The organism is Streptomyces sp. SM1, from assembly GCF_002910825.1.
Classification (GTDB): Bacteria; Actinomycetota; Actinomycetes; order Streptomycetales; family Streptomycetaceae; genus Streptomyces; species Streptomyces okerensis.
This window is the reverse complement of sequence record NZ_NEUB01000899.1, coordinates 1-20,643: the sequence shown is the minus strand read 5'-3', so window position 1 is coordinate 20,643 and position 20,643 is coordinate 1. Positions and strand designations below refer to the sequence as shown.

The 20,643-nt window shown below is 69.0% G+C and carries 18 protein-coding genes; 8 read left to right on the top strand and 10 right to left on the bottom strand.

The genetic code is table 11. The annotated features are described in order from the left end of the window. The 5 genes from B9S61_RS30325 to B9S61_RS30305 form a co-directional block, all read right to left on the bottom strand. Positions 1-622, bottom strand: a 622-nt coding sequence (locus B9S61_RS30325; RefSeq protein ID WP_107499724.1) for an IS3 family transposase, incomplete at its 3' end; no start/stop codon positions are given. After that, entirely contained in the window at positions 589-876 is a 288-nt protein-coding gene (locus B9S61_RS30320) for a transposase (protein ID WP_103545094.1), read from the bottom strand. The genes B9S61_RS30320 and B9S61_RS30325, both read right to left, overlap by 34 nt. Positions 877-943: 67 nt before the next feature. Next, complete coding sequence (locus tag B9S61_RS30315) at positions 944-1,675, bottom strand: hypothetical protein (RefSeq protein ID WP_146064992.1); 732 nt, start codon at positions 1,673-1,675, stop codon at positions 944-946. A 134-nt stretch (positions 1,676-1,809) separates the two neighbouring features. Beyond that, entirely contained in the window at positions 1,810-2,235 is a 426-nt protein-coding gene (locus B9S61_RS30310; RefSeq protein ID WP_258039929.1) for a hypothetical protein, read from the bottom strand. A gap of 80 nt (positions 2,236-2,315) precedes the next feature. Continuing rightward, a complete protein-coding gene (locus tag B9S61_RS30305) occupies positions 2,316-3,530 on the bottom strand; it encodes a DNA sulfur modification protein DndB (protein WP_258039928.1) in 1,215 nt (404 codons plus the stop codon). A gap of 160 nt (positions 3,531-3,690) precedes the next feature. Here B9S61_RS30305 and B9S61_RS30300 point away from each other — a divergent pair, with 160 nt between their 5' ends. The 4 genes from B9S61_RS30300 to B9S61_RS30285 all read left to right on the top strand — a co-directional run bounded on the left by B9S61_RS30300 (position 3,691) and on the right by B9S61_RS30285 (position 12,418). Further along, entirely contained in the window at positions 3,691-5,871 is a 2,181-nt protein-coding gene (locus tag B9S61_RS30300; protein ID WP_181007609.1) for an N-6 DNA methylase, read from the top strand. A 105-nt stretch (positions 5,872-5,976) separates the two neighbouring features. Beyond that, positions 5,977-7,968, top strand: a complete 1,992-nt coding sequence (locus B9S61_RS30295; RefSeq protein ID WP_103545091.1) for a class I SAM-dependent DNA methyltransferase — start codon at positions 5,977-5,979, stop codon at positions 7,966-7,968. Beyond that, complete coding sequence (locus B9S61_RS30290; RefSeq protein ID WP_103545090.1) at positions 7,965-9,239, top strand: restriction endonuclease subunit S; 1,275 nt, start codon at positions 7,965-7,967, stop codon at positions 9,237-9,239. Before B9S61_RS30295 ends, B9S61_RS30290 begins: the two co-directional genes overlap by 4 nt. After that, the gene (locus tag B9S61_RS30285) at positions 9,236-12,418 is read left to right on the top strand and encodes a type I restriction endonuclease subunit R (RefSeq protein WP_103545089.1); all 3,183 of its coding nucleotides are present in this window, start codon (positions 9,236-9,238) and stop codon (positions 12,416-12,418) included. Before B9S61_RS30290 ends, B9S61_RS30285 begins: the two co-directional genes overlap by 4 nt. Before the next feature lie 46 nt (positions 12,419-12,464). On the opposite strand, the gene B9S61_RS30280 is transcribed toward B9S61_RS30285, so the two are convergent. Both B9S61_RS30280 and B9S61_RS30275 read right to left on the bottom strand, forming a co-directional pair. Next, complete coding sequence (locus tag B9S61_RS30280) at positions 12,465-12,668, bottom strand: DUF397 domain-containing protein (protein WP_103545088.1); 204 nt, start codon at positions 12,666-12,668, stop codon at positions 12,465-12,467. After that, a complete protein-coding gene (locus B9S61_RS30275; protein ID WP_374936261.1) occupies positions 12,649-13,521 on the bottom strand; it encodes a helix-turn-helix domain-containing protein in 873 nt (290 codons plus the stop codon). The genes B9S61_RS30280 and B9S61_RS30275 overlap by 20 nt, the downstream gene beginning before the upstream one ends. Positions 13,522-13,921: 400 nt before the next feature. Between B9S61_RS30275 and B9S61_RS30270 the strand changes: the two genes are divergently transcribed. The 4 genes from B9S61_RS30270 (at position 13,922) to B9S61_RS30255 (ending at position 18,145) form a co-directional block, all read left to right on the top strand. Beyond that, the gene (locus B9S61_RS30270; RefSeq protein WP_103545087.1) at positions 13,922-15,160 is read left to right on the top strand and encodes an AAA family ATPase; all 1,239 of its coding nucleotides are present in this window, start codon (positions 13,922-13,924) and stop codon (positions 15,158-15,160) included. Next, entirely contained in the window at positions 15,157-15,807 is a 651-nt protein-coding gene (locus B9S61_RS30265; RefSeq protein ID WP_258039927.1) for a hypothetical protein, read from the top strand. The genes B9S61_RS30270 and B9S61_RS30265 overlap by 4 nt, the downstream gene beginning before the upstream one ends. A 171-nt stretch (positions 15,808-15,978) precedes the next feature. After that, positions 15,979-16,422: an ATP-binding protein gene (locus B9S61_RS30260; RefSeq protein ID WP_258039926.1), complete on the top strand. Its 444-nt coding sequence runs from the start codon at positions 15,979-15,981 to the stop codon at positions 16,420-16,422. 118 nt (positions 16,423-16,540) lie between these two features. Beyond that, positions 16,541-18,145 carry a serine/threonine-protein kinase gene (locus B9S61_RS30255; RefSeq protein ID WP_103545085.1) on the top strand — a complete coding sequence of 535 codons (1,605 nt, stop codon included), beginning with the start codon at positions 16,541-16,543 and terminating at the stop codon, positions 18,143-18,145. Positions 18,146-18,210: 65 nt separating this feature from the next. Here the strand turns inward: B9S61_RS30255 and B9S61_RS30250 are convergent, their stop codons facing one another. The 3 genes from B9S61_RS30250 to B9S61_RS30240 form a co-directional block, all read right to left on the bottom strand. Continuing rightward, complete coding sequence (locus tag B9S61_RS30250; RefSeq protein ID WP_146064991.1) at positions 18,211-18,423, bottom strand: hypothetical protein; 213 nt, start codon at positions 18,421-18,423, stop codon at positions 18,211-18,213. Continuing rightward, positions 18,416-19,075: a DUF6338 family protein gene (locus tag B9S61_RS30245; RefSeq protein ID WP_258039925.1), complete on the bottom strand. Its 660-nt coding sequence runs from the start codon at positions 19,073-19,075 to the stop codon at positions 18,416-18,418. The genes B9S61_RS30250 and B9S61_RS30245 overlap by 8 nt, the downstream gene beginning before the upstream one ends. Positions 19,076-19,104: 29 nt before the next feature. Further along, the coding region (locus B9S61_RS30240; protein ID WP_146064990.1) for a CHAT domain-containing protein at positions 19,105-20,643 on the bottom strand (1,539 nt) is incomplete at its 5' end.

Here is a 20,643-nt window from a genome sequence, read left to right as displayed (position 1 = left end):
AGTGGAATATTGCGCCCTTCGCGAGCCTGCGATTCCGTGCCGCGTTGCGGACGGCCCGGGCTATCAGCGGCGTCTGGTAGTGGTCGTCCATCGCATAACCGATGACCTCCTTCGTACAGCAGTCGATAACGGTCGCCAGATACAGCCACCCCTCGCCGGTGGGTATGTAAGTAATGTCGCCGACGAGCTTTTCGCCAGGAGTTTCTGCGGTGAAGTCGCGGCCGACGAGATCTGGCACCGAGCCTGCGACTGCCTGGGTGAGGGACCACCGCTTCGGACGGGGCTGGCAGGGTACCAGGCCCAGCTCACGCATCAGCTGACGGACGAGTTCGGGGCCGGCGGCGTGGCCCCAGCGCAGCAGCTGGGCGTGGATTCTCCGGTATCCGTAGGTGCTGTCGGACATGCCGAACGCTCTATTGACAAGCAGCTTCAATTCCTCGCGCCGCCGGGCCGTCACTGAATCGGGACGGCACCGCCAGCCGTAGTAGCCCGACTTGGACACGCCGAGGTGTTCGCACATGAACTCGACGGGGTACGCGTACTCCGCGGTATCGAGTCGCATCGTTTCGATGAACTCGTACTTGCTCGCTACCGGGGATCCTTCGCGAAGTACGCCGCGCATTTTTTTAGGAAGGCGTTCTCCATCTCGACCTCGCGAATGCGGCGTTCGAGTTCCTTGAGCCGGGCCCGCTCGTCCACGGCGAGCGGCTCGGTCTGCTTCCCGTGCTCGCGCTCGTGTCGGCGCACCCAGGTGCGGAGCGTCTCGGGATTCATCTCGAGTTCCCGGGCGACCTGGGCGATGGGCTTGTTTGATTTCAGGGCCAGCTGGACCGCTTCTTCGCGGAACTCCGGCGAGTACGGACTTGGACGTGCCACTTGCTTCTTCCCTCGATTCCTTACAGGACAACCCTATTGGGTCCCTGTCCGGGATCTTCGGGGCCCCTCACTTTCCCGTGCCCGGCCCCCCTTGGACGATGAGTACGCCCTGGGGCTGTTCCGAGACGAGCCGGAGCTGATCCCGCTGGATGGTCTCGACGATGTCGTGCATTTTCCCGTCGCGCGCACGGTCCAGCTCATCCAGCAGAGGGTCGTTCCACTGCGGCTCCTCGGAGCCGTCGGCCTCACGGTGCTCCTCGGGACCGTACGCCCGCTCGTCGTGTTCAGTGGGCAAGCCCTCGGTGACGGTACCTTGGATACTCTGCGCCTCCTCCTGTGCGGCCTGCGGCGACGCGTCGTCGCGATCCGTCCCGTGCAGATCGAAGTACCGTCGGACGACCTGTTCGTCGCAGACGATACGCCGCAGCAGACGCACGTCCCCCGGTTCCCGCTCGCTGGTAAGCCGCCATTTGATCGCGGCTGGGGCATTCCAGGAGATGACAGCCGGATTCCGCTCCGCGTCGTACACCGCTCGCCGCCCGATGTACATCTTCTCGCGCCCGGCTCCCTCGTCGATGTCGGCCCGCATGAACACCAGGGCGTTCCGTCCGAGGTCGAGGCGGTCCAGTTCCCCCTGCCATGCCTGCCTGACGTCAATGGCGTCCTTGCCGCTGGCGGCGGCCGAGACGCCCGCGAGCTGCTCGGCCTCACGTCGCATGTGATCCAGACAGCGGTAGGCGTGGTCGACGGCCCCCTGTTCCCCAGCCAGGGCATCAGCCCGTCGTGCGCGCTTCGACATGCTGTCCGTTCTGCCTTTCTCTACAGCTGTGCTCTGCCGGTTCCGGAACAGACATCGGGCGTCGGCTCATGGTTCGACTCCGCCACCCCCCATGTGGTTGTTGTGACGCTCATCACTATGCGAAACGTCGTGCCTCAGCCGACCCTCTTCCACTTCTGGCACCGGTTGGTCTTGAAGTACTCGCCCTTGTCGAGGGTCACGCGGCCGGGGCCGTTGAGGATGTTGTTGGCGATGATCGAGCCGAACTCGCCGCTGGCGTTCTTGGCCCGCTCCCAGTAGCAGCCGAGTTCGTCCTCCGGGCCTGCCGTCTTGTAGGTGCCGGCCCTGATGTCCTCGCCGACGACGTACTCGCCCTCGCCGGAGAAGCTGGTCGCCGGGCCGGGCTTCTCGGTCTTCTTCGGCTTCGCCGTCACCGTCTCGGTCTCGGTGACCGTGGGGGCGGGTCCTGCCTCGGCGGTTTCGGTGACGGTGGCCGTGGGGCGGGCGCCGGCCTTGGTGCCGGCTGCCGTCGCCTTGCCGGTTTCCGCCGAGCCGCTGCTCGTGCCGATGCCGACGCCCATGAGCAGGGAGACCAGGGCGACCCCTCCGTACTTCAGCCATCGTCTGCGGTCGCCGTGTCCGGCTGCGCGTGCGCCGGGGCTCAGAGGCCGCGGATCCTGCGGCCCGCCTCGGTCGCCGGGTAGAGGATCGCCTCGGCGACCCGGCCGCCGGAGTCCTTGACGCCGCCGCTGAAGTTGAGGCGTCCGGAGGTGCCGGTCCTGGCGGCGACGCCGTCCCAGTACTTCGCCTCGCGCTCCCAGCGGATGTCGTCCAGGAGCCGGACCAGGTCGTCGGTGCGGAAGGCGGACGCGGTGTCGGTCCACGGCATGGTGTGGTGGGCGGCGATGCCGATTCCGGCGAGGACGGCGGGCGCGGTGATGGCGCTGCGCGAGGTGAAGTGGTGGGCGTGGCGGGCGATGAGCTGCGCCAGGACCGGTACGACGGTGGCTTCGACCTGTTCGGGCCGGTACGCCGCCGGCAGGTCGTCCTCGTGCACGGACTCGGCGGAGACCTGCACGCCGTTGCGTCCGTAGAGCGTGGTGACGACGAGGGCGCGCAGCGCGGAGAGGGTGACGACCTCGCGGTCGCTCGCGGACACCTGCCGCTTGCTGACGTTCACGAGCCGTGCGAAGGGGACGCGCTGTCCGTCCACGTCGACGTGCACCGCGTCGGCGACCAGGTGCGCGAGGCGGGTGCCGTAGTCGCGCTGGTCCATGGACATGGCCAGGTTCTTGGCGACGGCCACGCCCTGCACGTTTCGGTCGTAGAAGATCTGCCGCGCGTCGGCGGGCGCGAGGTCGATGTACAGCTCGAACGGCAGGCGCACCTGGGCCAGTTCGGGGTAGGTCAGGCCGTACGCCTCGGGGTCGTCGTAGAGGTCGTGCCAGGCGGTGGTCTGGGTCTCGCCGTCGATGGCGATGACCATCGTGCCGGGCGCGACGGTGAGCGTGCGCAGGCCGCTGCCGAGGACGAGTTCGTCGCTGAGCGCGGCGAGCGGGCCGGCGTGCCACAGGGTGACCGGCGGCGTGGACCAGGCCGCGCCGAGCTCACCCTTCAGCCCGGCGGCGATGTACTCGGCGTACGGGGCGACGTTCTTGCCCTTCTGGGACGACTTCAGCGTGCGCTGCACGGTGGCCCGCAGCTCGGCGTGCCGCCGCACCAGGCCGGACGCCGCCTTCAGTTTGCGCGGGTCCTCCTCGGCGCGGGGCGACGGTACGAGCTGGACGAGCGTCGGTACGGACATCGTTCCGACGACGGCGTCGGCCCGGAACGGCATCACGGTGAGCTGGGTTCCTTCGACGACGGCCGTCGGCATGGTCAGAAGCATGGGACTCCCCCCCGGAGTGCTTGCGGCTTCCACTCGGAAGCAACACCAGAGAAACACAACATTGAAAGCGCCGTCAATTACGTTGACAGATTTGACGGACGCTGTAAGTTGTTGACTGTTCACTCCAGAGAGGCTCAGGACTCCCGCCATGCCCCAGTCATCCGCGCAGGTGACCGCCGCCGAGATCTCCCGCATCGCCGGAGTCACGCGCGCCACGGTCAGCAACTGGCGCCGTCGGCACGAGGACTTCCCCGCGCCGTCCGGCGGCACGGACAGCAGTCCGCTGTACGACCTGGAGTCCGTGCGTGCCTGGCTCGCCTCGCGCGGTCACACCTCGGCGGCGACCCCGTCGGAGGAGCTGCGTACGACGCTGCGTCTGCGCGCGCAGGGCGGCGGCAGCGGTGCCTCGGAAGGGCTGCTGCTCCTCGTCCTCGCGGCGGCGGGGCGTACGGCGAAGGAGCTGACGGCCGCCACGGAGCTGCCGGACGCGGATCTCGTGGCGCACGCGCAACGTGACGCGGCGGCCGTGGCGGACGCCGTGCCGGCCGCCGACCCGGTGCGTTTCGAGGCGGGTGACGCGGCGGCGCTGCGCGCGCTGTACGCGTGTGTACGGGACGAGGGCGGCCAGGCGGCACTGGGCGTGCTCGCGGAACGGGAGCTGGAGGACAGCGCCGCGTCCGGCGCGTATCTGACGCCCGCGCCGCTGGCCGAGCTGATGGCCCGGCTGATCCCGGGGTCCGTGTCGAGCGTGCTCGACCCGGCGTGCGGTGGCGGCACGCTGCTGGCGACCGCCGCCCGGCGGGGGGCGCGTGAGCTGTACGGCCAGGACAGTCTGCCCGTACAGGCCCGGCGCAGTGCCGTGAGCCTGATGCTGCTGGCACCGGAGGCCAGGGTCACCGTGCGCGCCGCCGACAGTCTCCGCGCGGACGCGTTTCCGGGGCTGGTCGCCGACGCGGTGCTGTGCAATCCGCCGTACGGCGTCCGGGACTGGGGGCACGACGAACTGGCCTACGACCCGCGCTGGGCGTACGGCGTACCGGCCCGCGCGGAGTCCGAACTCGCGTGGGTGCAGCACGCGCTCGCCCATCTGGCGCCCGGTGGTCACGCGGTGCTGCTGCTGCCGCCGGCCACGGCGGGGCGCGCGTCGGGGCGGCGCGTGCGAGCCGAGCTGGTACGCAGCGGTGCGCTGCGGGCGGTGATCGCACTGCCGGTGGGCGCGTCGTTGCCGTTGCACGTCGGGCTCCAGGTGTGGGTGCTGCAACGGCCCGAGCCGGGCGGTCCGGAGCGCAAGTCGGTGCTGTTCGTGGACACGGCGGCGGAAGCGGCGGCCGGTGCGGCGGGGAGTACGGCGTCGGGCCGTACGCGGGGCGGGAGCCGGTCCGCCTCCCTGGACTGGCCAGGCGTGACGGCCCGCGCCCTGGATGCGTGGCGGGCGTTCACGGAGGACCCCGACGCGTTCGAGGGCGAACCCGGTGTCGCGCACGCGGTCGGGGTGGTGGATCTGCTGGACGACGTGGTGGATCTGACCCCGGCCCGGCTCGTACGGGCGTCACGGTCCGAGGCCGATCCGGCGGAACTGTCGGCGGAGGTCGACGCCACCCGCCGGGACCTCGTCCGGGCCGCGACGTCGCTCACGCGGGCGGCCGGTCACGAGGACTGGAGCGCGGCGGGGGCCGCGGCGCGGGAATGGCGGACGGCCACGGCGTCCGACCTGGCGCGCGGCGGGGCGCTCACCCTGCTGCGTACGGTGCCGGAGGGCGGGCGCGGGCGCGCGGAGGATTCGGGCGGGGAGCGGGCGGAGGCCCGTGCGGTGCTCACCGGGTCGGACATCTCACGCGGGTCCGGGCCCACGGGCGACCCGGCGGAGCTGCGGAGCGACACGGCGCCCGTGATCGCCGTGGGGGACGTGCTCGTACGGGCGGTCGTGGGCGGGGACGGGCCGATGGCCCGGGTGGCGGGCGAGGAGGACGCCGGTGCGCTGCTCGGCCTCCACGTCCACCTGTTCCGTCCGGATCCGAAGCGCCTGGACGCGTGGTTCCTCGCCGGGTTCCTGGGCGCGGACGGGAACATCGCGGGCGCGTCGACCGGCAGCACGGTGCTGAGTGTCAGCCCGGGGCGACTGCGGGTGCCGCTGCTGCCGCTGGAGGAGCAGCGGCGGTACGGGGAGGCCTTCCGGCACGTGCACGCGCTCCGGGCGGAGGCGCAGCGGGCGACGCGGCTGGCGGAGGAGACGGCGCGGTTGCTGGCGGGCGGGCTCACGGGCGGACAGTTGCTGCCGTCACGGGAGGCGGCGGAGGTACACGGTCAGGGTGGCGATTCGCCCCATTAGGCACGCGGCCCTTCATGCATGGACCACACTTGTCGGACCGTCCCGGCCGGCTGATCGGCTCGGGCGGTGGGGTCGGGACATTTCGGAAGGAATCCGGGGATCCAGTTGAACAGCAGTAAGCACACGGAGTTGGCGAACCACGCGTGGTCCGTCGCCGACCTCCTGCGGGGGGACTACAAGCAGTCCGACTACGGCAAGGTCATCCTGCCGTTCACGGTGCTGCGGCGACTGGAGTGCGTGCTCGAACCGACGCGTGAGAAGGTCGCGGAGATCGCGGAGCAGCACAAGGAGAGCGGGATCGACCCGGACCGCTTCCTGCGGCGGGCGTCGGGGCACTCCTTCTACAACCGGTCGAGCCTGACCCTCAAGAAGATCGCCGCGGACCCGCAGAACGCGGGGCAGAACCTCCAGGTGTATGTGGGCGCCTTCTCCGACAACGCGCGGGGAGTGCTGGACCGGTTCGAGTTCGCGCAGCAGATCAAGCGGCTGGACAGTGCCGGGCTGCTCTACAAGGTCCTCGGTAAGTTCACGGACCTGGACCTGCGTCCCGAGGTCGTGCCCAACCACAACATGGGCTACATCTTCGAGGAGCTGATCCGCCGGTTCGCGGAACAGTCGAACGAGACGGCCGGTGAGCACTTCACGCCCCGCGAGGTCATCCAGCTGATGGTGCGGCTGCTGGTCGCTCCGGACGGGGACGCGTTGCAGCTCCCGGGTGCGGTGCGCACGGTGCTCGACCCGGCCTGCGGCACGGGCGGCATGCTGTCCGCGATGGACGACCTCATCAAGGAGCTGAACCCGGACGCCACGGTGGAGGTGTTCGGGCAGGAGCTCAACCCCGAGTCGTGGGCGATCTGCCGGTCGGACCTGATGATCAAGGGGCAGGACCCGGAGAACATCGCCTTCGGCAACTCCTTCTCCGATGACGGCCACGCCCGGAAGTCCTTCGACTACATGCTGGCCAACCCGCCGTTCGGCGTGGAGTGGAAGAAGGTCAAGGACGAGGTCGAGCACGAGCACAAGGCGCTGGGCGAGGCCGGCCGGTTCGGGGCGGGGCTGCCGCGGATCAACGACGGGTCGCTGCTGTTCCTCCAGCACATGATCTCGAAGATGAAGCCGGTGGACGTGAACGGCGGGGGCGGTTCGCGGCTCGCGATCGTCTTCAACGGCTCGCCCTTGTTCACGGGTGCGGCGGGGTCGGGTGAGTCGGAGATCCGGCGGTGGATCCTGGAGAACGACTGGCTGGAGGGCATCGTCGCTCTGCCGGACCAGCTGTTCTACAACACCGGTATCTCCACGTACTTCTGGATCCTGACGAACCGGAAGGGCCCGGACCACAAGGGCAAGGTCGTGCTGCTGGACGCGCGCGACCAGTGGCAGAAGATGCGGAAGTCGCTGGGCGACAAGCGGAAGGCTCTGGGCAAGGAGCACATCGCCGAGGTCGTCAAGCTGTACGGGGAGGCGCTGGCCGTGGCGGGGGATGCGGAGCATCCGTTGCACGGAAAGGTGAAGGTCTTCGCGAACGAGGACTTCGGGTACCAGCGGATCACGGTGGAGCGCCCGCTGAAGCTGCGGTTCGAGGTGACGGAGGAGACGCTGACGGCGCTGGAGGCGTCCAAGGCGATCCAGAAGCTGCCGCAGGCTTCGGCGTTGGCGGATGCTTGCAAGTCGCTGGTCGGGGCGAGTTGGGGTACGAAGCAAGACGCTTGGCTCACGTTGAAGGACGCGGTGGTGCAGGCCGGCGGGACGTGGCCGACGGGGGCGCCGTTCAACAAGGCGCTGCGGGATGTTCTCGGGGTGCGGGATCCGGAGGGCGAGGTGCAGCTCGTCAAGGGGCAGCGCGAGCCGGATGGGGAGCTTCGAGACTACGAGAACGTGCCGTTGGGGGAGGACGTCGAGGAGTATTTGGCGCGTGAGGTTCATCCGCATGTGCCGAATGCGTGGATCGACGGGAGCAAGACGAAGGTTGGGTACGAGATTCCGTTCACGCGACACTTCTATGTGTACGAGGCACCGCGGCCGTTGGCAGAGATCGACGCAGAGTTGAAGGTGTTGGAGGCGGAGATCCAAGCGCTGCTGGGTGAGGTTACGGAATGAACTCGTACCGCATCAAGGACGTCGCACGCATCAACCGACAGACTCTGCCTGAGGACACGGACCCAGATTTCCGGTTCCGGTACGTCGATATCTCCGCCGTGGACTCCCTCGGCAACGTGGCGATCCCAAATGACGAGATTGTCTTTTCAGAAGCACCCTCCCGGGCAAGACGTCTGGCTCCGGCGGGTTCCGCCGTGGTGTCGACAGTACGCACCTACCTGCGCGCCATCGGAACGGTACCAGCGACGCCCGACCCGCTGGTTTTCTCCACCGGGTTCGCCGTACTAGAGGCAGGGCCTGAGGTCGACTCCCGCTTCCTCACCTACCACTGTCAGTCGCGGCCCTTCATCGATGACGTGGTAGCGAGGTCGACCGGAGTGAGTTACCCAGCGATCAACCCGGGTGAGATCGGCAACCTGCGGATCAACCTCCCCTCACCCGAGGAGCAGCGCCGCATCGCCGACTTCCTCGACATTGAAACCAGCCGCATTGACATGCTCGCTATGAAGCGGGATGAGCAGATCTCGACCCTGTCGGAGCGAGAGTTGGCAGTTATCGGCCACGCACTCTCGGGCGGCGCTACCCGGATCGACGGCCAGCCAACGGGGTGGCCATGGCTTCCTTTTATTCCGGCAAGCTGGAAAATTGGCCCAATCTACGCCTACTTCTCCACCGAACTCGGAAAAATGCTGAACCCTGACCGGGCAACGGGTCAGAGCCAGCGACCATACCTCCGCAACGCCAATGTGCACTGGTATGAGATCAACACTTCCGACATGGCAACAATGCATTTCGAGGTAGATGAGGCACAACGCTATTCCCTTCGCTGTGGCGATCTTCTCGTATGCGAGGGAGGAGCAGGGGTCGCCGAGGCTGCCGTGTGGGACGGCCGGATCACAGAATGCTATTTCCAAAAGTCACTGCACCGCGTAAGGCAGGCTGGCAGTGCACCCGTTGAATGGTTGATGTACTGGCTCAGGTTTGCGAAATCTTGTGGCGTTTTCAGCGCCGATGGCAACATCGCCACAATTCCTCACCTTACGGGCGAGCAGCTGCGCCAGTACCGCATCCCGGTCCCCAACGATGGTCAGGTCATCGTCGCGAACGCATCCCGTGCGATTCGCGACATGTCCATGATGCGCAACCAGCTCACTCAGGCCCAGAAGTTGGTTGCCGAACGCCGTCAGGCCTTGATCACCGCTGCCCTAACCGGCCAGTTCGACGTATCCACAGCCAGCGGCCGCAACGTCACCGTAGGAGTCTCCGCATGAGCCCCGTGCACCACGAGTCCTCCTTTGGGTCCGCCATCGTGGCCGCGCTTTGCGAGCGAGGCTGGCGGGAGGCGAACCCTGAAAACTACCAGGCTGACCTCGGGCTCGACACCAACGAGTTGTTCACCTTCATCGGGGCGACCCAGCCCGACGAGTGGAACGAACTGCTCACCGTCTACGGCGGGAATCCCAACGATGCCCAGCGCGGTTTCGCTCAGCGGCTTGACCGGGCCATCGCCGATGATGGGCTGCTCCATGTCCTCCGGAACGGCGTCAAGGACCGTGGCGTCCGCCTCCGCGTCGCCTACTTCAAGCCCAACCTCATCTCCGCCCCCTCCGTCCTCAACGGCTACCGGGCCAACCGCCTCACCGTCGTCCGGGAACTCCCCTACGCCACCAAGCAGGCCGACTGGGGTCACCGGCTCGACCTGACTCTGTTCCTCAACGGCATCCCCGTCGCTACAGCCGAGTTGAAGAACCCGCTCACCGGGCAGGGCGTCGAGCAGGCCAAGGAGCAGTACCGGACCGACCGGGACCCGACCGAGCTGATCTTCACCCGTCGGGTCATCGCGAACTTCGCCGTCGACCCGGACCTGGTCTTCGTCACCACGCAACTGCGCGGGAAGAACACCCAGTTCCTACCGTTCAACACCGGCTCAAACGGTCCCGGCCAGCCCGGCGGCTCCGGGAACCCCGCACCCACCGCCCACGGCACGTACGCCACGTCCTACCTCTGGGAACAGGTCTGGCAGCGGGACAACTGGCTCGACCTCCTCCAGCGTTTCGTGCACCAGCAGAAGCACAAGACGCCCGGCGGCGGCACCACCAAGACCACGATCTTCCCCCGCTTCCACCAGTGGGACGTGGTCAAGAAGCTCACCGCGCACGCCTCCGTGCACGGCGCCGGCCAGAACTACCTCGTCATGGCCTCCGCCGGCTCAGGCAAGTCGAACACCATCGGCTGGCTGGCCCACCGCCTCAGCGACCTGCACGCCCGCACCGACCCGAGCGTCCTGAACCCCGATGCCCTTACCGAGGGACGGATCAAGCCGGGTGAGCCCGTCTTCGACAAGGTCATCGTCATCACCGACCGGCGCAACCTGGACGCACAACTCCGGGAAACCGTCGGCAACTTCAGCCAGACCGACGGCCTGGTCGTGAAGGTCGACGAGAAGCACGGCGCGAAGAGCGAACAGCTCGCCCGTGCCCTTTCCCGGGACACCGGGAAGATCGTCACGGTCACCCTGCACTCGTTCCCCGCGCTGCTCGACTACATCAAGCGCAACCCCACCGAGATCAAGGGCACCCGCTTCGCAATCATCGTCGACGAGGCGCACTCCTCCCAGTCCGGTGACGCCGCCACCGCCGTGAAGTCGGCCCTACGGGACCTCGGTCTGGACTCCGACTCGGACGACGCGGGCGCGACCACGGTCACCGTGGACGACCAGCTCAAGGCGAAGGCCGTGGCACGCTCCCGTGCCGCGAACCTCTCCTACTTCGCCTTCACGGCCACGCCCAAGTCGAAGACCCTCGAACTCTTCGGCACGGAAGGCGTAGAGAACGGCGAGACCGTCTACCGTCCCTTCCACACCTACTCCATGCGCCAGGCCATCGAGGAAGGCTTCATCCTCGACCCCCTGCGCAACTACGTCACCTACAACACCTACTGGAAGCTCGCGAACCTCAACCGCGACGAGAAGGAGGTGGACCCCTCCAAGGCGAACAGCCAGCTCGCCCGGTTCGCGCTGATGCACGAGCACACCGTGTCCCAGCACGCCACGGTCATCGTCGAGCACTTCCTCGCCCACACCCGTGGCCGGCTCGGCGGACGGGCCAAGGCCATGGTGGTCACGCCCACCCGGCACTCCGCCGTCCAGATGGCCCGCGCCATCCGCAGTTACATCGCCGACCGCGAGTACGACACCAAGTACCCGGACCTCGGCGTACTCGTCGCGATCTCCGGCACCCTCACCATCGACGGTGAGGAGACCACCGAGGTCAAGGAGAACGGCGGTATCTCGGAGGCCGCGCTGCCGAAGGCGTTCGGCTACACCCGCGCCGACGACAAGGCCGCGAAGGCCGGCGGCAAGGGGCAGCAGGAGTACCGGATCCTGGTCGTCGCCGAGAAGTACCAGACCGGCTTCGACCAGCCGCTTCTCACCACCATGTACGTCAACAAGACCCTGACCGGCATCGCCGCCGTGCAGACCCTCTCGCGCCTCAACCGCACCGCCGAACGCAAGTCCCAGGCCGACCTCGCCGTCCTGGACTTCGTCAACGAGGCCGAGGACATCCAGGAAGCGTTCCGCCCGTACTTCGAGGAGGCGCACACCCTGCCCTCCGACCCGAACCTCCTCTACACGGCCCAGAGCCGCGTCATGTCCGCCCCGATCATCTCGGAGCAGGACATGGACGAGTTCGTCGCCGCGTACTTGGAAGCGGAGAAGAAGGCGGGCGGCGTCCAGTCCAAGTGGGAGAAGCTGCACGCCGAGTTGTACCGGCTCCTCTCCCCCGCCGTGACCCGCTTCACCGCCCTGCTGGAGAGCGAGGGGGAGGACGACGTCGAGACGGCGGAGGAGTTCCGCGCCAACCTCAACGACTACGTCCGCAAGTACGGCTTCCTCGCGCAGATCGTCCCCTACCGCGACGCCGAGTTGGAGCGCCTGCACCTCTACGGGCGCCACCTGCTCAACCGCCTCCCCCGCCTCGCGGACGGCGGAGTCGACATAGGCGAGGTCGATCTCAGTCACCTGCGCGTCGAGAAGACCGGCGAGCACGACGTGTCCCTCACCCCCGAGGGCCCCGCCGAGCTCAAGGGCTTCGGTGACGGCGCGGGAGGTGCGAAGGACGCGGACAAGTCACTGCTGTCCGAGCTGATCGAGAAGTTCAACTCCAAGTTCGGCACGGAGTTCACCGAGGAGGACGTCCTCCCGGCCTTCAATGCGACGAAGAAGGACCCCAAGGTCCGGGCCGCCGCCGTCGTCAACGACGAAGAGAACTTCGGGATCGTCTTCGACAAGAAGTTCGAGGAGAACATGATGGATCATGTCTCCACCATCGACACCCTCGGCAAGCGATACTTCGGCACCGACCGGGACTTCAAGTCCAACCTCGACCGCAGCGCTCGCCGCGCGGCCTGGCGGATGATCCGCCGGGAGGAAGGGTTGGACGACTTCTGACGGAGGCAAGTGGGGGCCCGGTGCGACGCACGCACCGGGCCCAGGCTCAGCCTGCGGCCAGCTTTACAAACTCTGACCAGGCGTCGCCCCTGAAGGACAGCCTGGCCTGTGACGGCCTCTTGGAGTCTCGTACCCAGACTGCTCCGCCCGTCTCGGCGACCTCGATGCACTCGCCACCTTCGCCGCTGCTGTAGCTGCTCTTGAACCAGGCCGACTCGGGAACCGTCAGCTCATCCACTCGGTGGTTCATGTCCCTCCAAGAGTCCTTCGACGAAGACCAGCGATTCCCGGGGCGTCAGGGCCTGCGCCCTGAGGATGCCGTACTGCTCTTCCGCATCCCGTACCTCCGGACGATCGGTGTAGAGGCGGCTGTTCTGCTGGACCTCAACGTAGGCCATCCTCCGCCCTTCCCGGTTTTCGATCAAGGTGAACGGGCCACCCAGGCCGCAGTGTTCAGTCCCACCAGTGGGCATCACTTGGATCACGACGTTCCTTCGCTGCCCGTGCAGCAGGATGCTTTCCAATTGCCCGCGCAGTACTGCCCATCCGCCGATTGGCCGCCGAAGGACCGACTCCTCGATCACAAAACTGAGCGTCGGCAGCGGCTTGCGTGAGAAAATCTCCTGCCGCGCCAGACGGGCCGTGATGCGTTGCTCCACCGTTTCCTCGTCCAGAAGCGGGCGCCGCATGGCGAACACTGTCCGCGCGTACTCCTCCGTCTGCAACAACCCAGGCACCGCCAGGGCGCCGTACACGTGGAGGGACACTGCCCCGGCCTCCAGCCGAGCCATGTCGCGGAAGAATGCCGGGTACTGGGCTCGCCCCACTTCCTCCTTCAACGCCGTAAGAACCCCACCCGCCCCCAATACCTCATCCGCCTGCTCGATGAACTGAGGCTGCGGAATCCGTCTCCCCTGCTCGATCGACGCCACCGAGTCCGCCGAGTACCCCACCCGTTTCCCGAACTCGACCCGCTCCATCCCCGCCCGCGTCCGCAGCAGCTTCAACTGCCGTCCGAACGCGGTCACCACGCCCGTCCCGGGCTCGTCCTCCGGCCGCCGCTGCTGCCGTACCGCCGATTCCTCGTCCCGCACCTCGGTCACCGCCCTGCCGCCTCTCCCCGCGTACCGTCCCGTACAGCACCCGCACCCACCCCCGTACGAACCCCGCGGAAGTAGCACGTCACCACCGGTCACGCTAGGCCACAACACGCCACCGTGAGTACCGGACCATCCCATGACCACCCGTCACGGTGAACCCGTCCACGCTGCGCTCACCCGTGGCCCTCACCGACCCGGTAAGCACCACGCCGAACGCCGTGAACCCCGGGCGTGCTGTCAGAGGCCAGGATTAACCTGCTCAGCGCGCCGGGTCGCCTCGCAGCAGTCCCGCGCTCCGACCGCCGTTCCGGCCGCGCACCATCAGGAGGGAAGCACGGGGTCGGGGCCACATGTCCGGACCGAATCGCCGCACCGCGATCACCGACCCGATAGGTTTCGTCCCATGCCTGGCCGCCTCCTCGAACTGCACGTCGAGAACTTCCGCAGTCTGCGCGACGTGACCGTGCCACTCGGCCCACTCACCGTCTTAGTGGGCCCCAATGGCGCGGGCAAGTCCAATGTGCTGAAGGTGTTCGATTTCCTCGCCGACATCATCCGCACCGACCTCCAGCCGGCGCTCGACACCCGCGGCGGGTTCGACGAGGTGGCCTTCTGGGGCGGGACCAAGCCGCCGACCACCATGCGCATCCACCTCAAGGCGACCTGGACGACGAACTCCACCCTCAACGCACCGGACGAGTACGGCCTCACCATCCGGCGCCGTTCCCTGCGGTTGAAGCGGACCGACGAACGACCGTCCTACTACACGCTCTCCCGCGAAGAAAGCTTCGCGTTCAAGCGTAGGCAGGGGCGCGGTCGGCGCATCACCATTTCGGGTGAGGAAGCCCGCATCCTCGACGTACGCGCGGGCAAGAGCGGGGGCAGCTCCAGCATCGGCATCCGGAGGCTGAGCAGCGGCCTCTCCACCCTTCCCCGGCTCGGTCCCGCCGATGGCGGGGACGAGGTGACCCGGGTCGCCGACCGGCTGTCGTCGTTCCGGGTCTTCGACGTCGACGTGGAGGCCGCCCGGCAGCCGACCCGCTTGCGCGGTACTGACTTCGGAGCTCTCGCGCCGCACGCCGAGAACCTGGCCGGGTTCCTGATCCACCTGAGCGGCCGCGAGGAGATCTGGGACGATCTGGTCTCCGACGCCCGCACGGTCCTCCCACAGTTGGAGAACATCGAGTTCGAGGAGGCCGGTGGGGCGACCGACCAGCTGACCGTCGTACTGCGCGAGCGCGGCCTGCGCCGTCTGACTCCGCTCGCCGACGCCTCCTACGGGACGGTCCGCCTGCTGGGACTGCTCGCCCTGCTCTACGACCCCCACCCGCCGGCGTTCACCTACATCGAGGAGATCGACCACGGGCTGCACCCACAGGCGCTGGAACTCGTCGTACAGCGGCTGCGCGAGGCCGCCGAGCGGACGCAGTTCATCGTCGCCACCCACTCCCCCGCACTCGTGAACCGGTTGCGGCCGGAGGAGTTCGTCGTGTGCGACCGCGACGAGGACGGCGCGTCGATCATCCCTGCGCTCACAGTCGGCGAAGTGAAGGCCATCGTTGAGGAATCGGGTGACCAGCCGCTCGGCGAACTGTGGTTCTCCGGAGTGCTGGGCGGCGACCTCACCGGGGGCGAGCTGTGACCCCTAAGGGCCCGCAGAGTGACAAGCGGGGCATCATCGTGCTGGCCGGTGAAGATCAGAACGACTGCGACATCCTGGCCGCACTCATACGTGCCCATCGACCGGACCTCGGCGCGGCTGCCAAGCTGGTCCGCATCAACGACCCGGTGCGACTGCGCCGGAAGTCCGGCCCGGACCTCACCGCCGCGGTGCGCACGCTGGCCGGCAAGGCCCGGGCCAAGGCCCGACAGCAGCGGGCCGATCTGCTCGGGTTCATCGTCCACGAGGACCTGGACGGTTACACCGATACCCAGTACGACCGGATCCGTAAGGCCCTGTCCGAGGAGTTCGCGCGCCAGTGCAAAGAGTTCCGGACCGCGGTCGCACTTGCGGCGTGGGAGAGCGAGAGCTGGCTGCTGCTCTTCCCCGAAGCCTTCCCACACGTCCGCCCGCGCTGGAAGGTACCCGAGCGTCTGTTCGACAGGGACACAGGCCGCCTCAAGGACGCCAAGGAGGAGCTCAAGCGAGGCCTCGGCGTGCCGGTGTTCCGGGAGAGCGACGGCCCTGCGGTCGCCCGCGAGGCTCTGAAGCACCGGCTGATCCCCTCCCCGCGCGGCAGCAACCGTTCGTACGCGGACTTCGTCGGGGACCTCACGCGTTGGAGCTGACCACTGACACCTGACGGCGCGGGCCGCGTGGCCCTCGGCCGGTTCCTTTCGCGAGGTCATCGTCTTTACCGCGTACCGTTCCGTACAGCGCCCGCGCCCACCGCGTACGAACCCCCGGAAGCAGCGCGTCACCACTGGTCACGCTGGGCAATGACCCGCCACCGTGAGTGCATGACCGCAACACAATCACCCCCTACGGTGCATCAGTTCTCGATGCGCTTCAGCTCCACCCCGCGCGGTGCCCGCCTCGCCCGGCGCATGTGCGAGCACTGCCTCGACGCCTGGGGCGTCCCGTACGACAGCGACGCCCACGACGTCGTCACGCTCGTGGCTGCCGAGCTGTGCGCCAACGCGGTACGGCACGGGCACGTCGCCGGCCGGGACTTCCACGTACGCCTGACCGCCGACCCGGCCACCCGCACCGTACGGATCGAGGTCACCGACACCCGGGACGAGCACCTCCCCCAACTGCCCACCGCACCACCCGAGGACGGCGAGAGCGGGCGCGGCCTGCTGCTCGTCGCGGCGCTCGCCGACCGCTGGGGCTGCTCACCCCGCGCCGGGGGCGGGCCGGGCAAGACCGTCTGGGCGGAGTGCACCGCCTACCCCGCCTGACCTGATCTCGCAAGTACAACCCACCCTGGTTGGACGCGCACGCCCTCGCCCGGAAGACTGATCCCCGATCACAGCGCAGACCTCTTCGGGCACTCCACGTGAGCGGGGGCGGGACCAGGTGCCGGACGTACGACGGATCGCGGAACGCTACGAACTGCTGGACCAGTTCGGCCACGGCGGCATGGGGGACGTCTGGCGCGGCTACGACGTCGTACTGGACCGGCCGGTCGCCGTGAAGCTGATCCGGCCGCAGGCCGTGACGTCCCCGCACCTGGCGGAGGAGTTCGAGAAGCGCTTCCGGCGCGAGGCACGCGTCACCGCGCGGATCCAGCACCCGGGCGTCCCGCAGGTGTACGACGCGGTACTGGACGAGTCGTACGAGCAGCTGTTCCTCGTCATGGAGTTGGTCGACGGCGTGCCGCTGACCGCCTACGTGCGCCCCGACCAGCAGCCGCCCCTCCCCCTCAGCTGGGCGGTGTCCGTGGCGGCGCAGGTCGCGACCGTGCTGTCGTACGCGCACGACGTGCCCGTGGTCCACCGTGATCTGAAGCCGGGCAACATCCTGGTCGCCCGGGACGGCACGGTGAAGGTGCTGGACTTCGGCATCGCGGCGATCCTGCGGACGGACGTCACCAAGCTGACCGCGACGGGGAGTCCGGTCGGGACCTACCAGTACATGGCACCGGAGCAGGTGCGCGGCGCCCGGGTCACTCCGCGCACCGACCTGTACGCGCTCGGCTGTGTGCTGCACGAACTGCTCTGCGGGCGGCCCCTGTTCGCCGGGGACGGCGAGTGGCAGCTGATGATGCAGCACGTCAACGCGGCTCCGACGCCGCTGCGGCAGCTGCGTGCCGACGTACCGGAAGCCCTGGAAGCGCTCGTCCTGCATCTGCTCCGCAAGGCGCCCGAGGCGCGTCCGGCGGATGTGCAGGAGGTGTACGAGCGTCTGCGACCGTTCCTGCCGGCGCCCGGCGAGGAGTCCGCACCGGGCGAGGCGGGGCCTTCCGGGGCGCCCGATCCGACCGGGATCTTCCGCCGCCCCTACGCGCCCCGCGCGCGAGCCGGTGCCTGGGACACCCGGCCCGCCGCAGCCCCGGACGCACCGCCCGCCCTCCCCGCGGCCGAGAAGGAGGCGCTGCGGGAGCAGCTCCGTGAAGTCGACGCGCACTACCGTGCGCTGCTGGAGGAGGAGCGGTACTCGCAGGCCGCCGAGGTGGTGGGCGAGATGATCGAGCCGGTGGCGCGGGTGCTCGGCCCGGACAACAAGGCCGTGCTGAGACTGCGCCGGCGCCGCGCGGACAGCCGCCAGCTGGCCGGTGACCACCGGGCCGCGCTGCCCGAGTTCGAGTCGCTCGCCGACGCCTACGCCCGGGTGAGCGGCCCGGGTGGCGAGGAAGCCCTGTACTGCCGCGCCCAGGCGGCCCGCTGCCGCGGTGAACTCGGCCGGGTGACCGAGGCGCTGGCCGGCCTGAACGGCGTACTGGACGCCGTGCGGGCGGTCGACGGGGACGTGAGCGAGAACGCGGTGGAGCTGCGCCGCGACATCGGCATGATGCTGCTCGCGCAGCAGCGTGCGGCGGAGGCGTACGACGTCCTGGAGCCGCTGCACACGGACCTGTGCGTGGTGCTGGGCCCGGACGACGAGCTGACCGCCGAAGTGGCGGAGACGCTGGACGTGATCCGTCTGGATCTCGACGGGGGCGCTCCCGGCCCGCACGCCTGACGTCCTCCCGGCTTCCCGTTGCCCGGTCCTCGGCGGGCCGACGGGAAGCCGGGCCGGATGCGGGGTCAGGTGCCGGCGGCGGGCGGATCGGCGGTGGTCTCCTCACTCGTGTCCGGGACTGCCCCCGGGTCCGAGGCGCCGGCGCGCCCAGGGGGCGGTGGGGGCGGTGTCTGCGCCTCCTCCGAGGCCTGGCTCCATCCGCGGTCCCCGTCGAGGTCGGCCATGAATGCCAGCTCGTGCGGGGTCATTCCTTCTTCCTGTGTGCTGGTGTCAGGCATGCGGTCTCCTCGCGTTGTCGGCCGGGCCGGCGTCCACCAGTTCCAGGACGTCGATGTTCTCAACGCGTAGGTACAGGCCTGCGGTTCCGGCCACCGGGGGACCGAACGAGCCGTCCTGGTTCATCTGGTAGCTCCACTGGAGGAAGAGGTCCCCACCGTGCGGGTAGCCGGACGCGTAGGACCGCGCGTCGAACCAGCCGCCCACCCAGGAACCGTCCTTGAGCCGGGCACGGACGAAGCTCGGCCGGGTCAGGTCTCGGAAGACGTGGTCCCAGGCGGTGGGTGTCGGCCGGTACACGGACCGGGCACCCCTGCGCTCCCACCAGGACACCAGGACGGCCGCCGCTCCGGGTACGCCGAGGAAGAGGATCAGCGCCCACAGTCCCGCGGCCCGCGGGTGATCGCCCACCGCCTGGAACCCGGAGCCCGACCGGCGGACGGCCTCGACGGCATACGGGCCGAGGACGACGGCGTACACGGCGTCGAGGGCGACGCTCGCCGTCATGGCGCGGAGCACGCGGTCGGCGAACACCTGCTCGCCCGCGACCGGCCCCCGCCGGCGCTCCCTTAGGTACTGGTAGGTCACGCCCGGCAGCACCAGGACGATCAGCAGAAGCACCTGCTCGACTGTGGAGGGTGGTTGCACAGACACGCCTTCCTGGGTACGGCAGGGGCGACGTATCAGCCACCGCTGTGCAGATACGCTGCCCACAGGTAGGGGAACCGTGGATACCGGGCACGGATCCCGAGGGTCGCGCGGTGCAGGACCGCGGCGGCGGCGTCCGTGGTCAGCTGCTCGTAGAACTCGGCCGCCAGGTCCGCCGCGACGGTGTCGGCGACCTGCCACAGCGTGCCGATCACTTGCGGGAAGCCGGCCAGCTGCATCGCCGACACGAGGTGGATGGACTCGTCCGTCAGCTCGGTGGCCTCGCTGACCGCCGTGCGGCAGGCCGACAGGTACGCGAGTTGGGCCCCGTCGAGAGTGACCGGCCGCAGGGCGGCGACGGTGAGTCTGCCGGTGGCGTGGTCGTGCAGGAGCAGGCCGCTTCGCGACGGGTCGGTGGGATGGCTGTCGCCGTGGCAGGCGAAGTGGGCGACCGGGTGGTGGGGCAGCCGGGCGAGGACCGCGTCCCGGGTCGGTGGTGTGCCGGGCACCGTCGCGTCCGCCCCGGCTTCCATGAGAATCTCCGAGGCGGGCCATACGGAGCGGATCGCGGCCACTTCCTTCCGCACCCCCTTGAGATCCTTGTCCGGCGGCAGACCGGGCGTGGTCGGCATCGCCACCACCAGCGCCGAGGCCGTCGCGGAGTGCGAGGGGGCGCCGGCGGCACGCGCGCGCTCCCTGGCGTGGCGCAGCGCCCTGACGGTGGGTGTGCAGGAGGAGACCACGCGGTCCAGCACCGTGCGCCGCTCGGGTGCGTCGGGTGGATCGGCATGGTGTCCCGCGGCATGGAGGGGCAGCAGGGCGAGCGGGCCGCCGGGGACCCACCAGACCCGGAGTGCCGGGTTCTCCCGGTCGTCGCCCGCGTGCCGGCCGGAAGGCCGGGCGCGTGCCCCCAGGGCGTCGAGGACCGGCCCCGCAGCCGTGTCCCAGAGCCACTGGAGCACCCCGTCGAGAACGCGTTGCGCCGGCAGGATGTCCTTCTTGCTCCCGCAACGGCGCAGCGCCTCATGGAACGTGGTCACCTGCTCGGCGACCTTTTCCGTGGTGAGGCCGGGCAGATGCAACGGGGTGACGCCGTCGGGCCGCACGATCAGGGCGTCCCCTCGTGTCCCGGCGACATTGAGGACGACGAGTGGGCCGTCGGCCGCCTCGGCGAGCAGCTCCGCCGCGTCGGGCGGCAGGGCGAAGGTGGAGAAGTTCCGTCGGTTCCGGATCTCCCGAAGGAGGTTCTCCATCTCCACGGCGAGTTCGTGGAGATCGGGGAGGTCCGGCCGAGGGCGTCCGGCGAGGCTCTCCGGCGGCTCCGTGAGGACGGTTCCCGCCCCGTCGTCGGGGGCGCGGTCCAGCAGCTCACGCAGTTCGGTGTACCGGTCCGCGAGGACGGGGTGGGCGGCCTTCAGGTCAGTCAGGTCGCTGCGCGTGTCGAGCGCCCGGGACAGCAGCAGCCCGCGGCCCGTCTCCAGCAGCCGCAGCGCCCGCAGGCCCCGTACGTCAGGGGCCTCCGGGCCGGCGAGCACCAGCGCGGCCGCCTCACGCGCCAGTCCGGCGAAGCCGCC